The organism is Agrococcus citreus, from assembly GCF_039527715.1.
GTDB lineage: Bacteria > Actinomycetota > Actinomycetes > Actinomycetales > Microbacteriaceae > Agrococcus > Agrococcus citreus.
The window spans coordinates 320928-340546 of sequence record NZ_BAAAKK010000001.1; the positions used below are offsets into that span (position 1 = coordinate 320928).

Annotated in this window: 18 protein-coding genes and 1 tRNA gene; 13 read left to right on the forward strand and 6 right to left on the reverse strand. The window is 72.7% G+C overall.

All coding sequences use genetic code 11. The features are described 5' to 3' along the window. Positions 1-130 precede the first annotated feature (130 nt). Positions 131-694 carry a peptide deformylase gene (gene def, locus ABD106_RS01595; RefSeq protein WP_343916645.1) on the reverse strand — a complete coding sequence of 188 codons (564 nt, stop codon included), beginning with the start codon at positions 692-694 and terminating at the stop codon, positions 131-133. A gap of 41 nt (positions 695-735) precedes the next feature. Here def and ABD106_RS01600 point away from each other — a divergent pair, with 41 nt between their 5' ends. From ABD106_RS01600 to ppk2, 5 genes are all read left to right on the forward strand, one after another. Further along, a complete protein-coding gene (locus tag ABD106_RS01600; protein ID WP_343916647.1) occupies positions 736-1677 on the forward strand; it encodes a DMT family transporter in 942 nt (313 codons plus the stop codon). After that, positions 1674-2873, forward strand: coding sequence for a glycosyltransferase (locus ABD106_RS01605; RefSeq protein ID WP_343916649.1), 1200 nt, complete (start codon positions 1674-1676; stop codon positions 2871-2873). The genes ABD106_RS01600 and ABD106_RS01605 overlap by 4 nt, the downstream gene beginning before the upstream one ends. Positions 2874-2899: 26 nt before the next feature. Beyond that, positions 2900-2973 (forward strand) — tRNA-Ile (locus ABD106_RS01610). A gap of 50 nt (positions 2974-3023) precedes the next feature. Further along, complete coding sequence (locus ABD106_RS01615) at positions 3024-4049, forward strand: NADPH:quinone reductase (RefSeq protein ID WP_343916651.1); 1026 nt, start codon at positions 3024-3026, stop codon at positions 4047-4049. A gap of 183 nt (positions 4050-4232) precedes the next feature. Further along, a complete protein-coding gene (ppk2, locus tag ABD106_RS01620) occupies positions 4233-5012 on the forward strand; it encodes a polyphosphate kinase 2 (RefSeq protein WP_343916653.1) in 780 nt (259 codons plus the stop codon). A gap of 30 nt (positions 5013-5042) precedes the next feature. Here ppk2 and ABD106_RS01625 read toward each other — a convergent pair whose 3' ends face one another. Both ABD106_RS01625 and ABD106_RS01630 read right to left on the reverse strand, forming a co-directional pair. Further along, positions 5043-5750, reverse strand: a complete 708-nt coding sequence (locus ABD106_RS01625) for a 4a-hydroxytetrahydrobiopterin dehydratase (protein ID WP_343916655.1) — start codon at positions 5748-5750, stop codon at positions 5043-5045. 88 nt (positions 5751-5838) lie between these two features. Further along, positions 5839-7140, reverse strand: a complete 1302-nt coding sequence (locus tag ABD106_RS01630) for an NAD(P)-binding domain-containing protein (RefSeq protein ID WP_343916657.1) — start codon at positions 7138-7140, stop codon at positions 5839-5841. Positions 7141-7225: 85 nt separating this feature from the next. Here ABD106_RS01630 and ABD106_RS01635 point away from each other — a divergent pair, with 85 nt between their 5' ends. Together ABD106_RS01635 and ABD106_RS01640 are read left to right on the forward strand one after the other, a co-directional pair. Further along, positions 7226-7570: an ArsR/SmtB family transcription factor gene (locus ABD106_RS01635; protein WP_343916659.1), complete on the forward strand. Its 345-nt coding sequence runs from the start codon at positions 7226-7228 to the stop codon at positions 7568-7570. A gap of 15 nt (positions 7571-7585) precedes the next feature. Continuing rightward, entirely contained in the window at positions 7586-8776 is a 1191-nt protein-coding gene (locus ABD106_RS01640) for an MFS transporter (protein WP_343916661.1), read from the forward strand. A 51-nt stretch (positions 8777-8827) separates the two neighbouring features. Here ABD106_RS01640 and ABD106_RS01645 read toward each other — a convergent pair whose 3' ends face one another. Next, positions 8828-9316, reverse strand: a complete 489-nt coding sequence (locus ABD106_RS01645; protein WP_343916663.1) for a hypothetical protein — start codon at positions 9314-9316, stop codon at positions 8828-8830. Positions 9317-9440: 124 nt separating this feature from the next. Here ABD106_RS01645 and ABD106_RS01650 point away from each other — a divergent pair, with 124 nt between their 5' ends. Then, positions 9441-9836, forward strand: coding sequence for a dihydrofolate reductase family protein (locus ABD106_RS01650; protein ID WP_343917850.1), 396 nt, complete (start codon positions 9441-9443; stop codon positions 9834-9836). Positions 9837-9863: 27 nt separating this feature from the next. Continuing rightward, positions 9864-10703, forward strand: coding sequence for a phosphatase PAP2 family protein (locus tag ABD106_RS01655; protein ID WP_343916665.1), 840 nt, complete (start codon positions 9864-9866; stop codon positions 10701-10703). 43 nt (positions 10704-10746) lie between these two features. Here ABD106_RS01655 and ABD106_RS01660 read toward each other — a convergent pair whose 3' ends face one another. Then, on the reverse strand, positions 10747-12117 hold the full coding sequence (locus ABD106_RS01660; protein WP_343916667.1) for an APC family permease: 1371 nt from the start codon (positions 12115-12117) through the stop codon (positions 10747-10749). A 923-nt stretch (positions 12118-13040) separates the two neighbouring features. Here ABD106_RS01660 and ABD106_RS01665 point away from each other — a divergent pair. Further along, a complete protein-coding gene (locus ABD106_RS01665) occupies positions 13041-14741 on the forward strand; it encodes a hypothetical protein (protein WP_343916669.1) in 1701 nt (566 codons plus the stop codon). A gap of 55 nt (positions 14742-14796) precedes the next feature. Continuing rightward, the gene (locus ABD106_RS01670) at positions 14797-15870 is read left to right on the forward strand and encodes an alanine racemase (RefSeq protein WP_343916671.1); all 1074 of its coding nucleotides are present in this window, start codon (positions 14797-14799) and stop codon (positions 15868-15870) included. A 58-nt stretch (positions 15871-15928) separates the two neighbouring features. Here the strand turns inward: ABD106_RS01670 and ABD106_RS01675 are convergent, their stop codons facing one another. Then, positions 15929-16753: an LLM class flavin-dependent oxidoreductase gene (locus ABD106_RS01675; protein ID WP_343916673.1), complete on the reverse strand. Its 825-nt coding sequence runs from the start codon at positions 16751-16753 to the stop codon at positions 15929-15931. 55 nt (positions 16754-16808) lie between these two features. Here ABD106_RS01675 and ABD106_RS01680 point away from each other — a divergent pair, with 55 nt between their 5' ends. After that, the gene (locus ABD106_RS01680) at positions 16809-17633 is read left to right on the forward strand and encodes a DUF1684 domain-containing protein (RefSeq protein ID WP_343916675.1); all 825 of its coding nucleotides are present in this window, start codon (positions 16809-16811) and stop codon (positions 17631-17633) included. Positions 17634-17764: 131 nt separating this feature from the next. Next, positions 17765-19396, forward strand: a complete 1632-nt coding sequence (locus ABD106_RS01685) for an HNH endonuclease signature motif containing protein (protein ID WP_343916677.1) — start codon at positions 17765-17767, stop codon at positions 19394-19396. Positions 19397-19619: the final 223 nt, after the last annotated feature.

Genomic DNA, 19619 nt, shown 5'->3' on the forward strand with positions numbered 1-19619 from the left:
AGGGCCCCGCGCTCCGCGCGGGGCCTTTCTCGTGCGTGCGCCGGTCGAGCCGCACGGCGGCCCCGGCCGCCGCGCGAGTCGAGACCACACCCGCCGCTGGCCGAGCCTCGCCGAGACCCTCCGGAGCGGCTCAGTCGTCGAGGTCGTCGACCCCGGGCATCCAGCTGAGCCCCTCGACGCCCCACTTGTTGCGCTTGACGGCCTTCTGCACGCCCTTCGTGCCGAACGCATCCAGCCGGTCGGCGTAGAGGATGCCGTCGAGGTGGTCGTACTCATGCTGCAGGATGCGCGCGAGCCAGCCCGACGCCTGCAGCTCGTAGTGCTCGCCGTGCTGGTCCTGCGCGCGCAGGATCGCGCGCTCAGCGCGCAGCAGCGCGAAGCGCTCGCCCGGGATGGAGAGGCAGCCCTCCTCGTCGTCCTCGCCGGGCACGCCGAGCGGCAGCGGCGAGATCCACAGCTCGGGGTTGGCCGCGACGCCGCGGGTGCGGGTGCCGTCGGCCTCCGTCCAGTCGTAGACGAAGAGCCGCTTCGCGAGCCCGATCTGCGGCGCCGCGAGGCCCACGCCCGGGGCGGCCTCCATCGTGGCGAACATGTCGTCGACGAGCGTCGCGAGCTCGTCGTCGAAGGTCAGGACGGGCTCGGCGACGCGGTGCAGCACGGGCTCACCGGTGATGCAGATGGGCAGAACGGTCATGTCCTCCAGGCTATCGAGGCCCCAGCGAGTAGGTTCGACGCGTGCTGTTCACCTCCCTCGACGACCTCGCGGCGGAGATCTCTCTCACGCCGATGCAGGCGATCGGGATCCCGCTCGCCGTCGTCGGTGCGGTGTTCCTGTCGGTGGGCACGCAGTTCCAGCACCGTGGCGTCGGACACTTCCAGGGCGGCGACCAGCGCGGCGCCTCGCTCGGCGGCAAGGCCGTGCTCAGGATGCTGCGCGAGCCGGCCTGGGTCGTCGGCACCGTGCTGCTCGGCCTCGCGATCGCGTTCCAGCTCGCAGCGCTCGCCTTCGCGCCGCTCATCGTCGTGCAGCCGCTCGGTGCGGTCGCGCTCGTCGTGACGGCGCTCCTCAACGCGCGGCTCGCCGGCATCCGGCTCGACCGGCTCACGGTCCGCGCGATCATCATCTGCCTCGTCGGCATCGGCATCTTCGTCTTCACCGCGGCGATCTACGCGGTCGAGCGACCCATCAGCGACCGGCAGCTGCTGACCGTGCTCGCGCTGCTCGTGGTGGCGCTCGCAGGCCTCGGCGCGGCGTGGTGGTTCTTCCGCACTCGCGCGAACGCGATCTTCTACATCGTCGCGGCCGGCGTGCTCTACGGATTCGTCGTGACGCTCTCGAAGGTCGTCATCAACCGCATCATCTCGGGCCAGTTCGAATGGCTCACCATCCTGTGCGCGGTGGCGATGCTCGTCGCCGTGCTCGCGGGCAGCTACGCCGTGCAGCTCGCCCACGCATCGGGACCGCCCGACCTCGTGATCGCCGGCCTCACCGTCATCGACCCGCTCATCGCCGTGCTCATCGGCGTCACGGTGCTCGGCGAGGCGCAGGCGACCCCGCCGTGGGCGATCATCGTCTACGCCGGCGCCGGCGCGCTCGCCGTCACCGGCGTCTTCCAGCTCGCCCGGCACCACCCCCAGATCCGGACGCTGAACCCAGTGTCGGAGGAGGACGAATGACCGACCGACCCCTGCGCATCCTCATCGCGACCGACACGTTCGCGCCCGACGTGAACGGCGCAGCCAAGTTCACGACCCGGCTCGCCGCTCGACTGACGAAGCGTGGGCACGAGGTGCACGTCGTGGCGTCATCGCTCGGGCGCGGCAGGCACGGCACCCACGTCGAGGAGCACGAGGGGCAGCGGTTCACGGTGCACCGGCTGCGGTCGATGCTCTACCCGGGGCACGAGTGGCTGCGCTTCGCCGAGCCGTGGCGGATGTTCTCGAACGCCGCGTCGCTGTTGGATGCGCTGCGACCCGACGTCGTGCACTTCCAGTCGCACATCGTGCTGGGCCGGGCGTTCTCGATCGAGGCGAAGAAGCGCGGGATCCGGGTGATCGGCACCAACCACCTGATGTTCGAGAACCTCATGGACCACTCGAACATCCCGAAGTCGCTGCAGGGGAGGACCGTCGACTTCGCGTGGCGCGACGCGGCGACCGTGCTCGGCCGCTGCGACGTCGTGACGACGCCGACGCGGCGCAGCGCCGACTACCTCGAGAAGATGACCGGTCTGCGCGGCGTGCACGCGATCTCGTGCGGGCTGCCGGGCGACGAGTACCGGCCCAACCCCGAGCGGCAGCGCGGTCGCATCGTCTTCGTCGGGCGCGTGACGAGCGAGAAGCGGCTCGACACGCTCGTGCGCGCCGTCGCGCGGCTGCCGAAGGACCTCGACTGGCACCTCGACATCGTCGGCGGCGGCGACATGATCGACGAGCTCGCGGCGCTCGCGCGCGAGCTGCACGTCGCCGACCAGGTGACGCTCACCGGCTACGTGAGCGACGAGGAGCTGCGCCAGCGGCTGTACGCCGCCGAGGTCTTCGCGATGCCGTCGACGGCCGAGCTGCAGTCGATCGCGACGATGGAGGCGATGGCGACCGGGCTGCCCGTCGTCGCCGCCGACGCCATGGCGCTGCCGCACCTCGTGCGCGACGGTGCGAACGGCTGGCTGTTCCGCCCCGACGACGCGATCGACCTCGCCGAGAAGCTCGAGCGCGTCCTGCGGCTCAGCGACGACGAGTACCGCGCCTTCCAGCAGCACAGCCTCGAGCTGGTCGCGCCGCACGACATCGAGACGACGATCACCGCGTTCGAGCGGCTGTACCGCGGCGAGGAGATCACCGACCCGGAGACCGTGGTCGAGCTCCACGGCTAGGCTCGATGCTCGGGCCGGAAGGCCTCGGGGCGGTAGCTCAGCTGGTCAGAGCAGGGGACTCATAATCCCTCGGTCACGGGTTCAAGTCCCGTCCGCCCTACTCGACGCTTCGGCGGGAATGCTCTGCGCCCATCGGGCCTTGCATCCATCATGCGAGCCATCGTCTTCTCCCAGCCCGGCCCCTCTTCCGTCCTCTCCCTCGTCGATTGCGAGCCGGGTGCGCCGGGCCCGACCGAGGTGCGGGTCCGCATCGCCGTCTCGGGCGTGAACCCGACGGACTGGAAGGCACGCGCGGGGAACCGGCCGCTCGCGTTCGAGGAGGTCGTCCCGAACCAGGACGGCGCCGGCGTCGTGGACGCCGTCGGCGCAGAGGTCGCGGGTCTCGAGCCCGGCGACCGCGTATGGATCTTCCTCGCCGCCCACGAGCGCCCGACGGGGACCGCGCAGGAGCTCACCGTCCTGCCGGCGGACCGAGTGGTCCGCATGCCGGACGGCATCGGGTTCGAGGTCGCGGCCAGCCTCGGCGTCCCGGCGATGACCGCCCACCGCGCGCTGACCGTGCACGAGCATGGACCGGCGCGCCTCGCGCCGGGCTCCCTCGAGGGGCGCGTGGTGCTCGTGCAGGGCGGCGCAGGAGCCGTCGGCCACGCCGCGATCCAGCTGGCGGTGTGGGCGGGCGCGACCGTGATCGCCACGGTCAGCACCGACGAGAAGGCGGCGCTCGCTCGCGCAGCGGGTGCCCACCACGTCCTGGAGTACCCGGACGCCGAGCTCGCGGCCAAGGTGCGCACGGTGGCGCAGAGCGGCGTCGACCACATCGTCGAGGTCGCGCTGGCGCAGAACGCCGCGCTCGACGTCGAGGTGATCGCGAACCACGGGAGCATCGCGTACTACGCCAACAACAACGGCGACGAGTTCACCGCCCCGATCCCGGCCAGCTTCGCGAAGAACGTCCGCTGGCAGGGGCTGCTCCTCTACACCGTCGGGCGCGAAGCGCTCGCTGCTGCCGCGGAGGACATCTCGGCCGCGCTCGAAGCGGGTGCCCTGCCCGTGGGCGAGGCGGCCGGGCTGCCGCTGACGTGGTTCCCGCTCGAGGAGACCGCGGCCGCGCACGATGCTGTCGAGAGCGGCGTCACCGGGAAGGTCCTCATCGCCGTCGCGGACGACCTCCGCTGATCGATCCGGAGCCGTCTGGCTCTCGACGGCCTGCGCAGCGCGCTCCTGCGCAGACGTGACCCTCGGAGGAAAGCCCCCCTGACCCTGGCGTATGTTCTCGGGATCCGGCATTCCACGCGTCACCGACCGAGAGCGCACCCCTTGGGCAGCAAGAAGCACGGCAAGCGGAGCAAGGCTCCGCGGTTGGACAAGAAGAAGTACGAGAAGGAGCTGCGGCGCCTGCAGATCGAGCTCGTCAGCATGCAGCAGTGGGTCACCGCGGCCGACGCGCGCGTCCTCGTGCTCTTCGAGGGGCGCGACGCTGCAGGCAAGGGCGGTGCGATCAAGCGGGTGATGCAGTACCTCAATCCGCGTCACGCCCGCGTCGTCGCCCTGCCGCAGCCGACGGAGCGCGAGAAGGGCCAGTGGTACTTCCAGCGGTACATCGAACGGCTGCCCACCAAGGGCGAGATCGTGCTCATGGACCGGTCCTGGTACAACCGTGCCGGCGTCGAGAAGGTCATGGGGTACTGCACCGACGAGGAGTACGACAGGTTCCTCGCGCAGGCTCCCGTCGTGGAGCAGCTGCTCGTGGACGACGGCATCATCCTCGTGAAGTACTGGTACTCCGTCTCCGACGTCGAGCAGGAGAAGCGATTCCGGTCGCGCCTGAACGACCCCATGCGGCGCTGGAAGCTCTCGGAGACCGACCTGCTGTCGATCACGAGGTGGGAGGACTACTCGCAGGCCAAGGATGCAATGTTCGACATCACCGACCGCGAGCACGCGCCGTGGTGGTCGATCAACAGCGACGACAAGCGCGCCGCGCGCCTGAACACCATCAGTCACCTCCTCAGCCAGGTGCCCTACGACCGCCTCGACCCGGACGAGGTGCACTTCCCCGAGCGTCCCTCCGCGGCCGGCGCCACCCGCCCGCCGATCGACGAGCACCGGTTCGTCCCGGACCACGCCGCGACGCTCTGATCGGCAGGACCGGCTGCCCCGGATGCCCGATCAGCCCTGCGGTGAAGCGGAAGCGTCGACGCAGATGACGCCCTGGTTGCCGTCTTGGTCGGCGATGACCGTGAGGCCGGGAGCACCGCTGGCTTCGACGACCCTGCCGCCCGCCGCGAGGGCGGCGGCGATCCGCCGAGGCGCCTCTTCGGGCGCGACGTAGACCTCGAGGTGGAAGCGCTGGCGCGAGTCGTCGTCCTGATCGGCGTCGCCGAACCACAGGTTGGGCACGCGGCCCGTGGGGTCCCGCACCTCGTCGCTGGGGGAGCCGTGGCCCTGGGCATCGGGGCGCCCGGTCAGCAACGCTGCCCACACCGGGGCGATGGTCGCGGATCGCGCGGTGTCGAGGCCGAGCTCGACGACGCTGACGGAGGCCGGGTCGGATGCCAGGCCGTGGTCGGCGGCGATCTCGGTGATCTGCCGCGCGAGGTCGAGGTCCTGCTGCGTGACCCACTCGACCGCATGCTCCGTGCCCTCGCCGTCGCGGTAGATCGCGTCCGCGCTGATGAGCTTGAGGTCGACGCGCCCGTCGCCCATCGTCACGGTCGGGTGGTGACCCATCCCATCCGCTGCCTCGCCGACCGCGGTGATGAAGCGCGCGCCGGCGCTGAAGTCGTCGATCAGGTACCGGGCGTGGAGTCCCTGGGCCAGCTTGCGCCAGTCATCCAGGTCGGCTGCCGCGATCGCTTCGCCGCTGAGCATGTCCATGGGCAAGGGCCTCCCTCTGTGGCGCTGCGCTCGGATGCAGGCGCAACGCTGTCAGAGGATCACCAGAAGCACAATCGCCCCGTGCAGCTCACGCTCCGATGACCGCGACCGGTCGCCCGATCTGCACCGGCTCGGGCACCGCGCAGCAGCTGCTGCCGCCGAAGTCGGCGCCGCCGCCGCCGCACACGCCGGTCTCGGGCAGCACGAGCTCGTTGCGCGCCGCCGCCTCATGGTCGCCGGCGAGCTCGGCGACCACGCTGCGCACCTGCTCGTAGCCCGTGAGCGCGAGGAAGGTCGGGGCGCGGCCGTAGCTCTTCGCGCCGATGATGAAGAGTCCAGGCTCCGGCTGCGCGAGCTCGCCCGCACCGGTCGCGGCCACGGTGCCGCACGAGTGCACGTTGGGGTCGATCTCGGCCGCGAGGCCGGCGACGGCGTCGAGCGCCGGGTCGATCGCGACGCGCACCTCGGAGAGGATCGACAGGTCGGGCCGGAACCCGGTGAGGGCGAACACCCTCGCGACGGGACCCACGTCGCGACCGTCGTCGCCGACGAGCGTCACCCCGTCGCCGCTTCGGCGGATCTCATCCGTGCGGAAGCCCGTCACGACCTCGACGGTGCCGCGCTCGATCGCGCGACGCGTGCGCGTGCCGAGGGCAGCGCGCTGCGGCAGCGCGTCGGCCTCGCCGCCGCCGAGCGCACCCTCCGCCGAGCCGCGCCGCAGCAGCCAGGTCACCCTCGTGCCGGGCGCGCGCTCGGCGAGCTCCGCGAGGCGCAGCACCGCGTGCACCGCGGAGTGGCCGGCGCCGACGACCGCCACGTGCTCGCCCGCGAGCTCGTCGACGTCCACGGGGATGCGGTACTCGATCCGGTCGGCAGCCGCCCGCTCGCCGAGCGCGGGCGTGCCGTCGGCGCCGGCCGGTCCTGGCTGGCTCCAGGTGCCGGTCGCGTCGAGCACCGACCGCGCGAGCATCCGCAGCTCGCGGCCGTCGCGGTCGACGGCGCGCACCACGAACGGCTGGTCGGCGCGACCGCTGTCGACGACCTTGTCGCGGCCGAGCCGCGAGACCGACGTCACCTCGACGCCGACGCGCACGCGATCGCCGAGCGCTGCCGCGAGCGGCGCGAGGTAGTCGCGCACCCACGCCTGGCCCTTCGGGTAGCCCGAGACCGGCACCCGGTGGCCGACGCGCTCCAGCAGGCGCCGGCTCGCGGAGTCGACGAGCTCGTCCCACGCGGAGAAGAGCCGCACGTGCCCCCACTCGGAGACCGCCGCGCCGGCCGCGTCGCCGCGCTCGAGCACGATGGGCTCGATGTCGCGCTCGAGCAGGTGCGCGGCGGGCGCCAGGCCCTGTGGGCCGGCGCCGATGACGATCACGGGAAGGTCGGACATGGCATGCCTCTCATCGAAGGTTGTCGATGCGTCGATCCTGGCGCAACGCATCGACGTCTGTCAATGCGTGTGACAGAATGCTCGCATGACGACGCTCGCGACGACCGCTGAGACCAACTCCTGCTGCCCGCCCGCGGCGGATGCCGGGCTGCCAGCAGCGGAGTCCGACCGACTGGCTCGCGTGTTCAAAGCGGTCGGCGACCCCACCCGCGTGCGGCTGCTGTCGCTCATCGCGACGGGGGAGCGCGGTGAGGCCTGCATCTGCGACCTCACCGAGCCCGTCGGCCTGTCGCAGGGCACGGTCTCGCACCACATGCGCATCCTCGCCGACGCCGGGCTCGTCGAGCGCGAGCAGCGCGGCAAGTGGGCGTACTACTCGGTCGTGCGCAGCGCGCTCGACGAGGCCGCGACGGCCCTGCGCACGCTCTGAGCCGAGCGGATGCACGTGGGCGCGACCGAGCAGGCCGTCGCCGCTCCGCTCGTGCGCGGCCGGCTCGGCCTCGCGGCGCTCGCGGTCGGCCAGGTCGTCAGCTGGGGCATCCTCTACTACGGGCTGATCGTCGCGGCGCCGGTCATCGCCGCCGACACAGGCTGGTCGCTCGCGAGGATCGCGCTGAGCTTCTCGGCCGGGCTCGTCACCTCGGCGGCCGCAGGCATCGTCGTCGGGCGCTGGCTCGACGAGCGCAGCCCCCGGTCGGTGATGACGGCGGGCAGCCTCGTCGGCGCCGCTGGCCTCGGCGCGGTGAGCGCTGCCGACGACCTCGCCGGGTTCACCCTCGGCTGGGTGATCGTCGGGATCGGCCAGGCCGCCGTGCTCTACCAAGCCGCGTTCACCGTGATCGCGCGGCGCTACGGCGACGGCCGCAGACGCGCGATGACCGTGGTGACGCTCGCCGGCGGGCTCGCCTCGACGATCTTCGCCCCGATCGTCGCCGGCATGCTCACCGTCATCGACTGGCGGACGACCTTCGTGATCCTCGCCGTCGCCCTGATCGTGCTCAGCACGCCGCTGCATTGGTGGAGCCTCGAGCGAACGTGGCCCGCGAGGCCGCCCGCCACTCCCGACGACGACGTCCACGCGCTCCGCGACGTGCTGCGCACCCGTCGGTTCTGGATGCTCGAGCTCGCCATGATCGCCGTGGTCGCGGCGCTCTACAGCGTGACGCTCGCCCTCATCCCGCTGCTGGGCGAGAAGGGCATCACGTACGAGCTCGCCGCGTGGGCGCTCGGGCTCGTCGGCGCGGGCCAGGTGATCGGGAGGCTCCTCTACGTCGCGCTGCCGCACGGCACGGCGGCGTGGGTGCCGCTCGCGGCGACAGCCGGGCTCAGCGCCGTGCTGCTCGCGCTCATCGCGCTGCTGCCCGGGCCACCGTGGCTGCTCGTCGTGGTCGGCGTCGCGCTCGGCGCGGTCAGGGGAGCGCAGACCCTCGTGCAGGGGTCCGCCGTGGCCGATCGGTGGGGCACGCGCAGCTACGGCGCGATCAACGGCGTCTTCGCGGCGCCCATCACCGCGGTCGCGGCCCTCGGTCCCGCGCTCGGGCCGGTGGCAGCATCAGCGATCGGGTCGTACGCGTCGATGGGTCTGCTGGCCGCCGCGCTCGCGCTCGTCGCGCTCGTGCTCGCGCGCTTCGCCTGACGCCGAGCCCGACCTGCTGCGGCATCGCCGCGCTGGCCGCGCCGAACGGGCTCAGTCGTCCGCGTCGCCGCTGTCGTCGGGCTCGAGCGCCGCGATGCACTCGCAGCCGGGCAAGCCCAGGAGTCGTCGCTGCTCGGTGTAGCCCTCGAGCACGGCGAGCCGCACGGGTGCCGGAGTGCGGTAGAGCCAGGGCAGGCGCAGCGCGACCCCGAGCCGCAGGAAGCTGCTGCCCCAGATCAGATCGATCGTGACGAGCACGAGCCCGAGCAGGCCGATGAGCGACGCGAGGCTCAGCTCGAACGTGCCCGTCATGATGCGCGTGACGAAGACGCCGATCGCGAGCAGCGCGCCGCCGCCGAGCAGCAGGTCCATCCATCGCGGCCGAGCGCGGCGCACGAAGTCGGCAGCCTCGGTCGCGGCGAGCCGCTCGGTCTCCTCGGCCACCTTGTGCGCGGCCTCGTGATCGAGCCCCTCGTCGGCTGCGAGTCGGCCGATGCGCTCGGCCTTCCGCACCTGCGATTCGTAGAGCGCTTGGCTCACGGGTCTCCGATCCTCGTGGGGCGGCCGCGCGATCGTCCGTTCTGTCGCGCAACCTCAGAAACTAGCATCGGTCACTGCGACGAAGATCGGCGACTCCAATGACTGCGACGCGGAGTTCGTGCAGATGGTCGGGTCGAGCGCCGTCGGCTCGGGCGTCGAGGACGCGTGGGTCACGCGCATGCGCCGCGCGCCGCTCACGGTGGTGTCGTCGTCGCTCGAGGAGCCGCTCGACTGGGCCGACGCCGCGATCACGCGCGGTGACGCGACGGAGGTGGTCGCGCGCCTCAAGCAGGAGTCCGACGTGCCGCTGCGCTCCCACGGCAGCATGTCGCTCAACTGGTCGCTCATGGCGGCCGATCTCGTCGACCGCGTGCAGGTGACGGTGTTCCCGGTCATCACCGGCCGCACGGGCGACGACCCGGTCTTCGGCGGCGCCGGTGACTTCGACCTCGAGCTGCTCGAGAGCGGCACGCTCGACGACCGCACTCAGGAACTCGTGTACCGACCGACGCCACACTGATCCCGTCAGATCTTCGGGAGGGGCAGCATGGCGGTCGACGAGCAGTCAGGGCTGGAGCACGGGACCCGCGGGGAGCGCACGCAGGACACGCAGGTCGGTCAGGTCGAGCTGACGCACTGGCGCGGCCGGCTCGGGCACTGGATGGCGAGCTTCGCGCGCTGGATGGCCGATGCGGTCGGGCCGTACGGCACGCTGCTCGTCACCCTCGCCATCGGCGCGGCGATCGCGACGGCGCTCAGCTTCCTCGCCGTCGCGGTCTACGACGCGGTGACCGACGAGGACGGCATCGCTGGCATCGACCGGCCGCTGCTCGACGCGATCCTCACCATCAGGAGCCCTGGGGCGGATGCGTTCATCACCGGGTTCACCGATCTCGCGGGCACGATCGGGATGCCGCTCGTCGCCATCACGGCGCTCCTGATCCTCAGCATCCGTCGCCGTTCGTGGACGCCGCTCGTGCTCATCGTCGCGGCGGGCGGCGGCTCGCTGCTCATGACCGTCGCGGGCAAGATCCTCATCGGTCGCGACCGGCCGCCCATCACCGACGCCGTGCCGCCCTACGAGGTCTCGGCGTCGTTCCCGAGCGGGCATACGCTCAACGCGGTGGCGATCCTCGGTGTGATCGCCTACCTCATCATCCTGCGCCGGCACTCGGCATGGTCGCGCGCGCTCATCATCGTCGTCACGATCGTGGCGACGGTGCTCGTCGCCGCGAGCCGCGTCTACCTGGGGCATCACTGGGTGACCGACGTGATCGCGGGCTGGGCGCTCGGCGCCGCATGGCTCGCGCTCGTCATCACGGCGCATCGCCTCTACCTGACGTCGCGACTGCGGCACGACGAGGAGCGCGCGGCCGCGACAGCCTGAACCGCCGGGGCCCGCACCGCCGCAGTCGCGCGGTCCGCGTCGTTCAACTGGGGTCGGCCGCCGGAGCAGCGGCCGGAGCGGCGCGACGCTTGAGCCCGCCGGATGCGACGTACGCGATGAGCCCGACCACGAGCGCGATGCCGCCGAAGAGCCACACGTGCGGCTCCTGCTGCGTGAGCAGCAGCACGCACGAGGCGACGCCGAGCACGGGCACCCACGTCCACACCCGGAAGTGCTCGTGCTCCACTCGATCGCGCCGCAGCACGAGCACGGCGACGTTCGTGCTGAGGAAGACGAACAGCAGCAGGAGCACGACCGTCTCGGCGAGCGTGCCGAGGTCGCCGATGAACGTGAGGCCGATCGCGATCGCGGTCGTGACGAGGATGGCCACCCACGGCGTACGACGGCGAGGCAGCACGCGGCCGAGCACCGCGGGCAGCAGCCCCTGCTCCGCCATGCCGTAGGCGAGGCGGCTCGCCATGATCATCGTCAGCAGCGCGCCGTTGGCGACGGCGACGAGCGCGATGATGCTGAAGACCCAGGCCGGCACCGGCACGCCGGTGACGGCGAACACGTCGAGCAGCGGCGAGGTCGAGCCCGAGAGCTCCTCGGGCGGCAGTGCGATCGCGCTCGCGAGGCCGACGAGCACGTAGACGACGCCGGCGACGAGCAGCGAGCCGATGAGCGCGCGCGGGTACACCTTGCTCGGATTCTTGATCTCCTCCGCGACGTTCGCCGAGGTCTCGAAGCCGACGAACGAGTAGTACGCGATGATCGCGGCCGCGAGGGTCGCCACCGCCGGGTTCACGCCGGGCGGGAACTCCGTCACGCGAGCGATGTCGCCGCCACCGCCGCCCATCATGAGGGCGACCGTGACGATGATGAGCAGCAGCCCGGTCAGCTCGATGGCAGTCATCACGAGGTTGCCCGCCATCGACTCGCGGATGCCGCGCGCGTTGAGCGCCGCGACGAGCAGCAGGAAGACGGGCGCCGCGATCACGGGTGCGATGGGCACGAGCGCGCTGAGGTAGTCGCCCGCGAACGCGAGCGCGAGCCCGGCCGCGCTCACGACGCCGGCCGCGAGCATGCAGAACCCGACGAGGAACGAGACGATCGGGCTCTTGAACGCGCGCTGCGCGAAGACGGCGGCGCCGCCCGCGCGCGGGTACTTCGTGACGAGCTCGGCGTACGAGCCGGCGGTCAGCAGAGCGAGGAGGAGCGCGAGCAGCAGCGGCAGCCACAGCGCGCCACCGACCTCCGCCGAGAGCTCGCCGGTGAGCGCGTACACGCCGGCGCCGAGCACGTCGCCGAGGATGAAGACGAAGAGCAGGGTGCCGGTGATGCCCCGCTTGAGCTTCGTCGGAGCGCCGTCTCGGTCGTTGCCGGTCGTCGCCGGAGCCTGCTCGCTGGTCACCGCACCAGGGTACGAGTGTGCGGCTTCGAGGATCCCGAAGCGGCCAGGGCGCCAGCGGCAGGTGAGCCCTACTGCGGCGTCAACCGCCGGCGTACATTGCGCTCGGGAGTCATCGCGCGCGACGGGGGACGCCATGGCAGTCGAGGAGCAGCGGCTCGTGCTCGAGCTGCGCGTGCACGGCGTGAACAACACACCGCCCTCCGGGCTCCTCGATCTGCCGCAGTACGCGCTGCGGCAGGTGGCGGGCGACGACCGGGCTGCGTTCTGGCTCGCCGACCCCGAGACGAATCCTCCTGAGGGCGCTCGCGGGCACATCCCGGACGGCATCCGACGCGAGGCGTACTCCTGGGGAGCGCTCGTCCGCACCGAGTCGAGGTCGGGCTCGCGCGGGCGTGCGCTCATGCTGCTCCTGCAGGTGCTGGCGCTGCCGTTCAGCATCGGCAATGCAGCGATCTGGACCCGGCAGCTCTCCGACGGCGCGGCGCCCGGAGGGTCGCGTCGATGGGCGTGGGTGACCGCGGGAGCGTCGCGCGTGTTCGGCCTGGCGCTGACGCTGCTGTTCACGACTACGGCGGTCACGATCGCGGTGGAGATGGGGGCGCGGCAGTGCGGGGGCGGCGGCCGCTGCTCGACGTGGTTCTGGGATGCGCTGTGGGGCACGCTGCTGGCCTTGCCTGGGGCGGATGCGTTCCTCACGCCGACCCGGACGCTCGCCGTCTTCGCGCTCGTCCCTGTGCTCGCCGTCGGGGTGCTCGTCTGGTTCGCGCGGCTCACCCGGCACCGGTACGACACCCTGCACGTGCGGCCGACCGCCGCCGGCCGCCGATCGCTCGGCGCTGCTGTCGAGGGCCGCGTTCTGGTCGAACCGGATCACGGGCCGACTGGCCCTCATCCACTTCGCCGCGGCGGTCGCGCTGACCGCCGTGCAGGTGTCGCTGCACGTCGTCGGGCTTGCGGGCGCGCCCGTGCTGCACGGCGCCGTCCTGGCCGTCAGCGGCGCGGTCCTGGCCGCGAGCGCGATCGCCGTGGCCGGGCTCCCGACGATGACGACGACGCCGGCGGCGCCCGAGGGTCCGCCCTGGTCGGGCGTGCTCGCCTGGTGGCTGCTGGGCGCCGCGGCGAGCGCGTTCGCGCTGCTGCTCGTGCTGCTCCTCGCGGGACCGCAGCTCGAGCCTGCTCGCGGCGACGCGCTGCGCGGCGGCGAGCTGCCGCCGCTGCTCATCATCACGGTCGCCGCGATCATCGCCGTCTCCGGCGTCGTGTGGCGTCCTCGCGGCGCGCGCTCCGGCACCGCGTGGCTCGGCTGCGCACCGGCGGTCTTCATGACGTTCTCGCTCGGGCTGGGCGTGCTCACGAGCTCGGTGATGATCGCGCTCGCGGCGGCCCTGCTCACGGGCTGGCGCGGCCCGGAGGCGCTCGCACTCGGTGCGGTGTCGCAGGACGGCCTGCAGATTCCCGACGTCTTCCTCGCCGGCGGTGGACTGACCGCGACGGCGCTCGCGATGAGCCTGCTCGCGCTCGCGTCGTTCCTGCTGCCCCGCAAGCTGCTGGCCGATCGTGCGAAGCAGTGGCAGGCGGAGGAGGTCGACGAGCTGCTGCTCCGACGGCTCGATCGGCGACGGCGGCGAGCGGCGCTCATCCACCTCGTCGAGCCGGCGAGCGCCATGGTGGCGGGCCTCATCGCGCTCGCGCTCGGCCTCGCGCTCGGCTGGGTCTGGGTCGGGATGGGCTCGCCGCAGCCGCTCACCGCGGTCGTCGGCGGATCGGGGAGCATCGCGGGCATCCCGATCGTCGACATCCTCACCGTCACGCCATGGGTCGTCACCGTCGTCGGCGCGGTGCTGACCGTCGTCGTCGCGCTCGCCGTGCTCCGTCGCGAGCCCAACCTCTTCGCGATCGTCTGGGACGTCACGTGCTTCCTGCCGCGGACGGCGCAGCCGTTCGGCCCGCCCTGCTACGCGGAGCGCGCGGTGCCCGACATCGCCGCTCGCCTCGACGACTGGCTGAGCGGCCGGCCCGAGCGGCGGGCGGTGCTCGCGGCGCACAGCATGGGCGGCATGATCGCCGTCGCGGCGCTCGGGCTGCTGTCCGCCACGGCGTCTGACCCGACGGTGCTGCGCCGGGTGTCGCTGCTCACCTTCGGCGTGCAGCTGCGCACGTACTTCGGCCGCATGATGCCCGAGCTCGTGGGGCCTGCGGTGCTCGGCACCTATCCCGCTCGGTCGCCGCGCCCGTGGAAGCCCGATCCGTGGTCGAGCGACGCCCTCGACGACGACGACCGGCCGTGGAGCCCGGCACCCGACGGCGGCACCATGGCGCGCCTGCGCGGCGCGCTGCTGCCCGGCGACGGTGTCGCGTGGCTCAACCTCTGGCGGCTCTCCGACTACCTCGGGTTCCCGGCGGTCGCGGGGCGCTCGAGCTTCCGCCGCGGCGGCATCAGCTACCAGAACGGCGTCGACCGGTACGCGCAGGAGATCGACCGCACGATCGAGCCCGCGATCGTCGTCGCGCACAACGACTACATCCGCGTGCCCGCCTACCAGGATGCGCTGCTCGACCTGCTGCGCGAACCTGACGTCGGGCAGCGCGAGCAGGAGCGGCGGCGGGAGCCCGCGCCGCACTGATGGACGCCTCGAGCGGTGCGGCCGCGCGACCGCTCGCGCGGGTACGCTCCGGAGCATGGGCCCCGCCACGCCGTTCCTCTCGGTCGACCTCGAGCGCATGCAGGCGAACATCGCCCGCACCGCCGACGCGGCCACCGCGCGCGGCATCGCGCTGCGCCCGCACGCGAAGACCCACAAGTGCATCGAGATCGGGCGGATGCAGCTGGCCGCGGGCGCGATCGGCCTCACGGTCGCGACCGTGGGGGAGGCGGAGGTCTTCGCCGCCGCCGGTCTCGACGACCTCTTCATCGCCTACCCGCTCTGGGTCGACGCGGACCGCGCCGCGCGGCTCAGCCACCTCGCGGCGCTCGGGGCGAACATCGCGATCGGCGTCGACTCGGTCGCCGGCGTCGAGCGGGTCGCGCGCGCCGGGCTCGCCGGCCGCATCGCCGTGCGCGTCGAGGTCGACGCGGGGCACCACCGCTCCGGTTGCGCGCCCGAGCTCGCGGGAGACGTCGCGGCCGCCGCGATGCGCGCGGGCGTCGACGTCGAGGGGGTGTTCGCGTTCCCCGGGCACGCGTACGCCCCGGATGCGCGTGCGCGGGCCGCCGCCGACGAGGCGGGTGCGCTCACGGCCGCGGTCGCGGCGATGCGCGCAGCAGGCGTCGCGCCCCGAGTGGTGTCGGGCGGCTCGACGCCGAGCTTCGACGCCGCGCTCGCGCTCGACTCGCCGGTCACCGAGCTGCGACCGGGCGTCGGCGTGCTCGGCGATGCCCAGCAGTGGGAGCTCGGCAGCATGCCCCAGAACGACCTCGCGCTCACGTGCCGCGCGACCGTCGTCTCGCACGCGGGCGGGCGGCTCGTGCTCGACGCCGGCTCGAAGGTGCTCGGCGCCGACCGGGAGCCGTGGGCGAGCGGCTTCGGCAGGCTGCTCGACCACCCGGATGCGCGCATCGTGCTGCTCAGCGAGCACCACGCCGTCGCCGAGCTGCCGGGGGAGCTGCCGCCGCTCGGCGCGGTCGTGCGGGTCGTGCCGAACCACGTGTGCACGGCGGTCAACCTCGTCGACGAGCTCGCCGTGTTCCACGACGAGAGCGACGCCCAGCCGGCCGCGCTCTGGCGCGTGGCGGCGCGCGGCCGGAACAGCTGACGCGATCGGCGCCGGCGACGACCGGCTCTGTCATGGATCGGCACTGGCGCCGACCGGCTCAGCGCCCGAGCGCGCCGATCGTCGTCGCCAGCCGCACGATGCCGTCTCCCCGCTCCGGCTCACCGTCGGCGTCGAGCGCGAGCAGCGGCACGCTCGTCGCGCCCGCGTCACCGAGCGATGCCACGAGCTCCGCGACCTCGTCGGCCGACGCATCCGATCGCACGCCCGCGAACTGGACGACCGGGAACGCGCCCTCGCCGCCGACGGTCGCGCGTGCGTCGAGCACCGTGCGCACGGCCGCGCGCGTCACGTCGGCTGCCGCTCCGGGGGTCAGCTCGCCCGCGAGGATCACGCCATCGCCCAGCTCGCCGGCGAGCGCGAGGGTCTTCGGGCGGCCGCCGCCGATGAGCAGTGGCGGCACCTCCTCGGGTGGCCAGCGCAGCCGCACGCGGTCGAGCCGCACGTAGCGCCCGTCGACGCTCAGCTCATCGCCGGCCAGCAGCGTGCGCAGCGCCGTCGCGTGCTCGCTGAGCAGGGTCAGCGGCGACGCCGCGCGCACGCCGGCCTGCGCCATCCACTCGAGCACGCCGTGACCGATGCCCGGCAGGAACCGACCCGGGAACATGCGGGCGATCGTGGCGATCTCCATGGCGGTGAGGGCGACGTTGCGCAGCGGCACGGGCATGAGGCCGAGTCCCACGCGGATGCGCGACGTCGCGGCGAGCACCGCGGCGGCCGTCGACGTGCCCGATTGGCCGAAGCAGTCCTCCCAGAGCCACAGCTCGTCGACCCCCGCATCCTCGGTCGCGCGTGCCGTGCCGACGAAGCGCTCGGGCGCCTGGTCGGGCGGGAGGATGAGGCCGAGCGTCGGTGCTGCGTGCATGGATCGAGGGTACGGCCGGCCGCCCACGTCGGCGGTGCTGGGTAGGCTTGCACCCATGAGCGACACCGCGGTCACGGCGCCCGACGACGCCGCCCTCGCAAACCTCGAGGCCTTCCGACGCAAGCGCGATCTCAGCGTGCGCGCCCCGCAGGGGGCGCTCGCACTCGCTGCGACGGCGTGGGTCTCCGAGCCGACGACGGTCGAGGGCGTGCCGGGCACGTGGTCGCCCTCACCGGCCGGTGACGGCCTCCAGGTCACCGCGGATGCGTCCGACGAGATCCTCGTCGACGGTCAGGCCGTCGACGGTACCGCCATCGTCTACGGCCACGACTCGATGACCCCGAGCTCGGTGCGATTCGACGACCACCGCACGGCCTTCGCGGTCGGCCCGGACTTCCACGGCCGGTTCGCGCTGCAGGTGTGGGACGCCGACGCGGCGCAGGTGCGCGGCTTCCAGCGGATCGACGCCTACCCGTACGACGCCTCGTGGGTGAAGCACGGCACGTTCGAGCCGGTCGAGGGTGGCGTCGGGTTCGAGTACGCGAAGTCGCGCGGCGGCTCGCTGCGGCAGGGCGTCTCGCCCGGCCGCATCCGCTTCGAGTACGAGGGCGCCGAGGTCGAGCTCCTGGCGCTGCCCGACGGCGACAGCCTGCAGATCGTCTTCGCCGACGCCACCACGGGCGACGAGACCTACGAGGTCGGCCGCTTCCTGTTCGTCAAGCCGCGCCACGACGGCTCGGTCGACCTCGACTTCAACCGCGCGATCGTGCCCCCGTGTGCGATGAGCGACCAGTTCAACTGCCCGCTGCCGCCCGCAGGCAACCGGCTCTCGTTCCCCATCCGAGCGGGCGAGCAGCGCCCCGTCTTCGCGCCCGAGTAGGCACGGCTCAGCGCCAGCGTCCGCTGAGCGGTGTCGTCAGCGCTCTGCCCCCTCGCAACCGGCATCTGTCGGGCGTGCGAGGACCGGGCCGCGCGGGACGCCATGTCAGTGGCCTGTGGTGTGATGCGCTCATGGACGGGGAGTGGGGCATCGATGCCGAGGCCTACATCGAGGCGATCCGGGCTGGTGCGCTCGATCCGCATGGGTTGTCGGCTGATGAGCTGCAGGCATCGTTGGATGCGTATGACGCGGAGCTGACGGAGCGGCTGCTGTCGATGTCGGCGGAGGAGGTCGAGCGCGGTGCGCAGATCCCGCCGCTGCCGGTTCCGCCGGAGTCGGAGGCGCAGCGGCGATTGCGGCTCGATGCCGAGTTCGCGGCGCGGAGCCGGGCGCTCGAGACCCGCGCCGCACGCGTCGCGGGCGAGCAGCGGGAGCTGATGGCCGCCCACGTGCAGCGGGTGATCGACCTGCCGGGCGATCCCGGTCCGAAGATGCGCGAGCTGGCGTCGTTCGCCTCGGCCGAGCTGGGGCTCAGCGGTGTCGCGGTCGAGCGTCGGATGACGGAGGCGTGGACGATCGTGACCGAGCTGCCGGCCGCGCACGAGGCGGCCGCGGCGGGCCGGATCACGACGAGCCATCTGCGGGTGATCGAGGCCGAGACGCGCGCGGCGCGGCTCGACCCGGGCGTCGACGCCGAGCAGCGCGACCGGCTCGTGGCGGCGCTGGTGGAGATCGCGGCATCGACGAGCCCTGGCCGGCTGCGGAAGCGTGCGAAGTTCATCGTGAACGAGGTGCTGTCCGAGCCGCTGCAGGTGCGGCACGACGCGGCCCGCGATCTGCGGCGGGTGGAGCTGTTCGATGCCGGTGACGGCATCTCCGACCTGGTCGTGCGCGGGCCCTCGCTGGAGCTGACGGCGGCCTTCGACCGGCTCACGCAGGCCGCGCGCGGCAAGCCGAAGGAGGATCCGCGCACGTTCGACCAGTTCCGGGCCGACGCGGCGCAGGAGCTGCTGCTGGCCGGGGTGGTGCCGGAGGACCTGCACGGGATCTCGGCGATCCGGGCGACGGTCGGGATCCTCATCCCCGCCACGACCCTGCTGCACGACGAGGTCGAGCAGGACGCGGCCATCCGGGCGCTCGACGCGCCGGCGTCGCTGGATGGGCGGGTGCTCGTCGATCGCGACACGGCCCGCCGGATCGCGGCGCAGACGGCGACGTGGGAGCGGCTGTTCACCGACCCGGTCACCGGCACCGTGGTCGCGGTCGACAGTCGCCGGCAGACGGGCAGGCAGAAGGCGTGGCTGCAGGCGAGGGACGGCTGGTGCCGCGCGATCGGCTGCGCGAACCCCGCCCGCACCGCCGACGTCGACCACACCGTCGCGTGGGCCGACGGCGGGCAGACGCGGCTCGACAACCTCGAGCACCTGTGCCGCCGCTGCCACCTCCTCAAGCACGACTCCCGCTGGCAGGTGCAGCAGCTGGCCGGCGGGGTGCTCGAATGGACCTCAGCGATCGGCCAGGTGCTGCGCACGAACCCGGAACCCATCGGGCCCGTCTTCACCGACCTGCCCAGACGGAACAGCGAACCCGCGCTCAGCCCCGCGGAGAAGCGCAAGCGACGAGCGACCATCAGCCGCGAGATGCAAGCCGAGACGGCGCGCTGGAACGACCCCGGCACCCGACCCCAACCAGGGTCCCTGCCTACGTCAGGCCCCTGGGCGGAGCACACGGCGGAGTGGAACGGACCGCCACCGCCGTTCTGACCCCGCCGAGGTGAGGGAGCGTGCGGTCGCTGCATCGGCACTCGCTCGGTCGTCCCTGCGAACCGCGATGTGCGACCCGCGACCTACGATTTGCCGGCTGCCCCGCGCCAAGGCCTGGCTCGCCGGGACGCTCGAGTCACACGCTTGTCATTCCTCAGCCCGTTGTGCCAGACTCAGGGCTGTCTCGAACTGTTCGACCGATGGGGAAGTCGCATCGAACGAG

What these genes read in the sequence shown, in the direction of transcription:
- def (WP_343916645.1), bottom strand. Translation starts at nt 694, where the DNA reads ATGACCGTTCTGCCCATCTGCATCACCGGTGAGCCCGTGCTGCACCGC.
- ABD106_RS01605 (WP_343916649.1), top strand. Translation starts at nt 1,674, where the DNA reads ATGACCGACCGACCCCTGCGCATCCTCATCGCGACCGACACGTTCGCG.
- ABD106_RS01615 (WP_343916651.1), top strand. Translation starts at nt 3,024, where the DNA reads ATGCGAGCCATCGTCTTCTCCCAGCCCGGCCCCTCTTCCGTCCTCTCC.
- ABD106_RS01625 (WP_343916655.1), bottom strand. Translation starts at nt 5,750, where the DNA reads ATGGACATGCTCAGCGGCGAAGCGATCGCGGCAGCCGACCTGGATGAC.
- ABD106_RS01630 (WP_343916657.1), bottom strand. Translation starts at nt 7,140, where the DNA reads ATGTCCGACCTTCCCGTGATCGTCATCGGCGCCGGCCCACAGGGCCTG.
- ABD106_RS01635 (WP_343916659.1), top strand. Translation starts at nt 7,226, where the DNA reads ATGACGACGCTCGCGACGACCGCTGAGACCAACTCCTGCTGCCCGCCC.
- ABD106_RS01650 (WP_343917850.1), top strand. Translation starts at nt 9,441, where the DNA reads ATGGTCGGGTCGAGCGCCGTCGGCTCGGGCGTCGAGGACGCGTGGGTC.
- ABD106_RS01655 (WP_343916665.1), top strand. Translation starts at nt 9,864, where the DNA reads ATGGCGGTCGACGAGCAGTCAGGGCTGGAGCACGGGACCCGCGGGGAG.
- ABD106_RS01670 (WP_343916671.1), top strand. Translation starts at nt 14,797, where the DNA reads ATGGGCCCCGCCACGCCGTTCCTCTCGGTCGACCTCGAGCGCATGCAG.
- ABD106_RS01675 (WP_343916673.1), bottom strand. Translation starts at nt 16,753, where the DNA reads ATGCACGCAGCACCGACGCTCGGCCTCATCCTCCCGCCCGACCAGGCG.
- ABD106_RS01680 (WP_343916675.1), top strand. Translation starts at nt 16,809, where the DNA reads ATGAGCGACACCGCGGTCACGGCGCCCGACGACGCCGCCCTCGCAAAC.
- ABD106_RS01685 (WP_343916677.1), top strand. Translation starts at nt 17,765, where the DNA reads ATGGACGGGGAGTGGGGCATCGATGCCGAGGCCTACATCGAGGCGATC.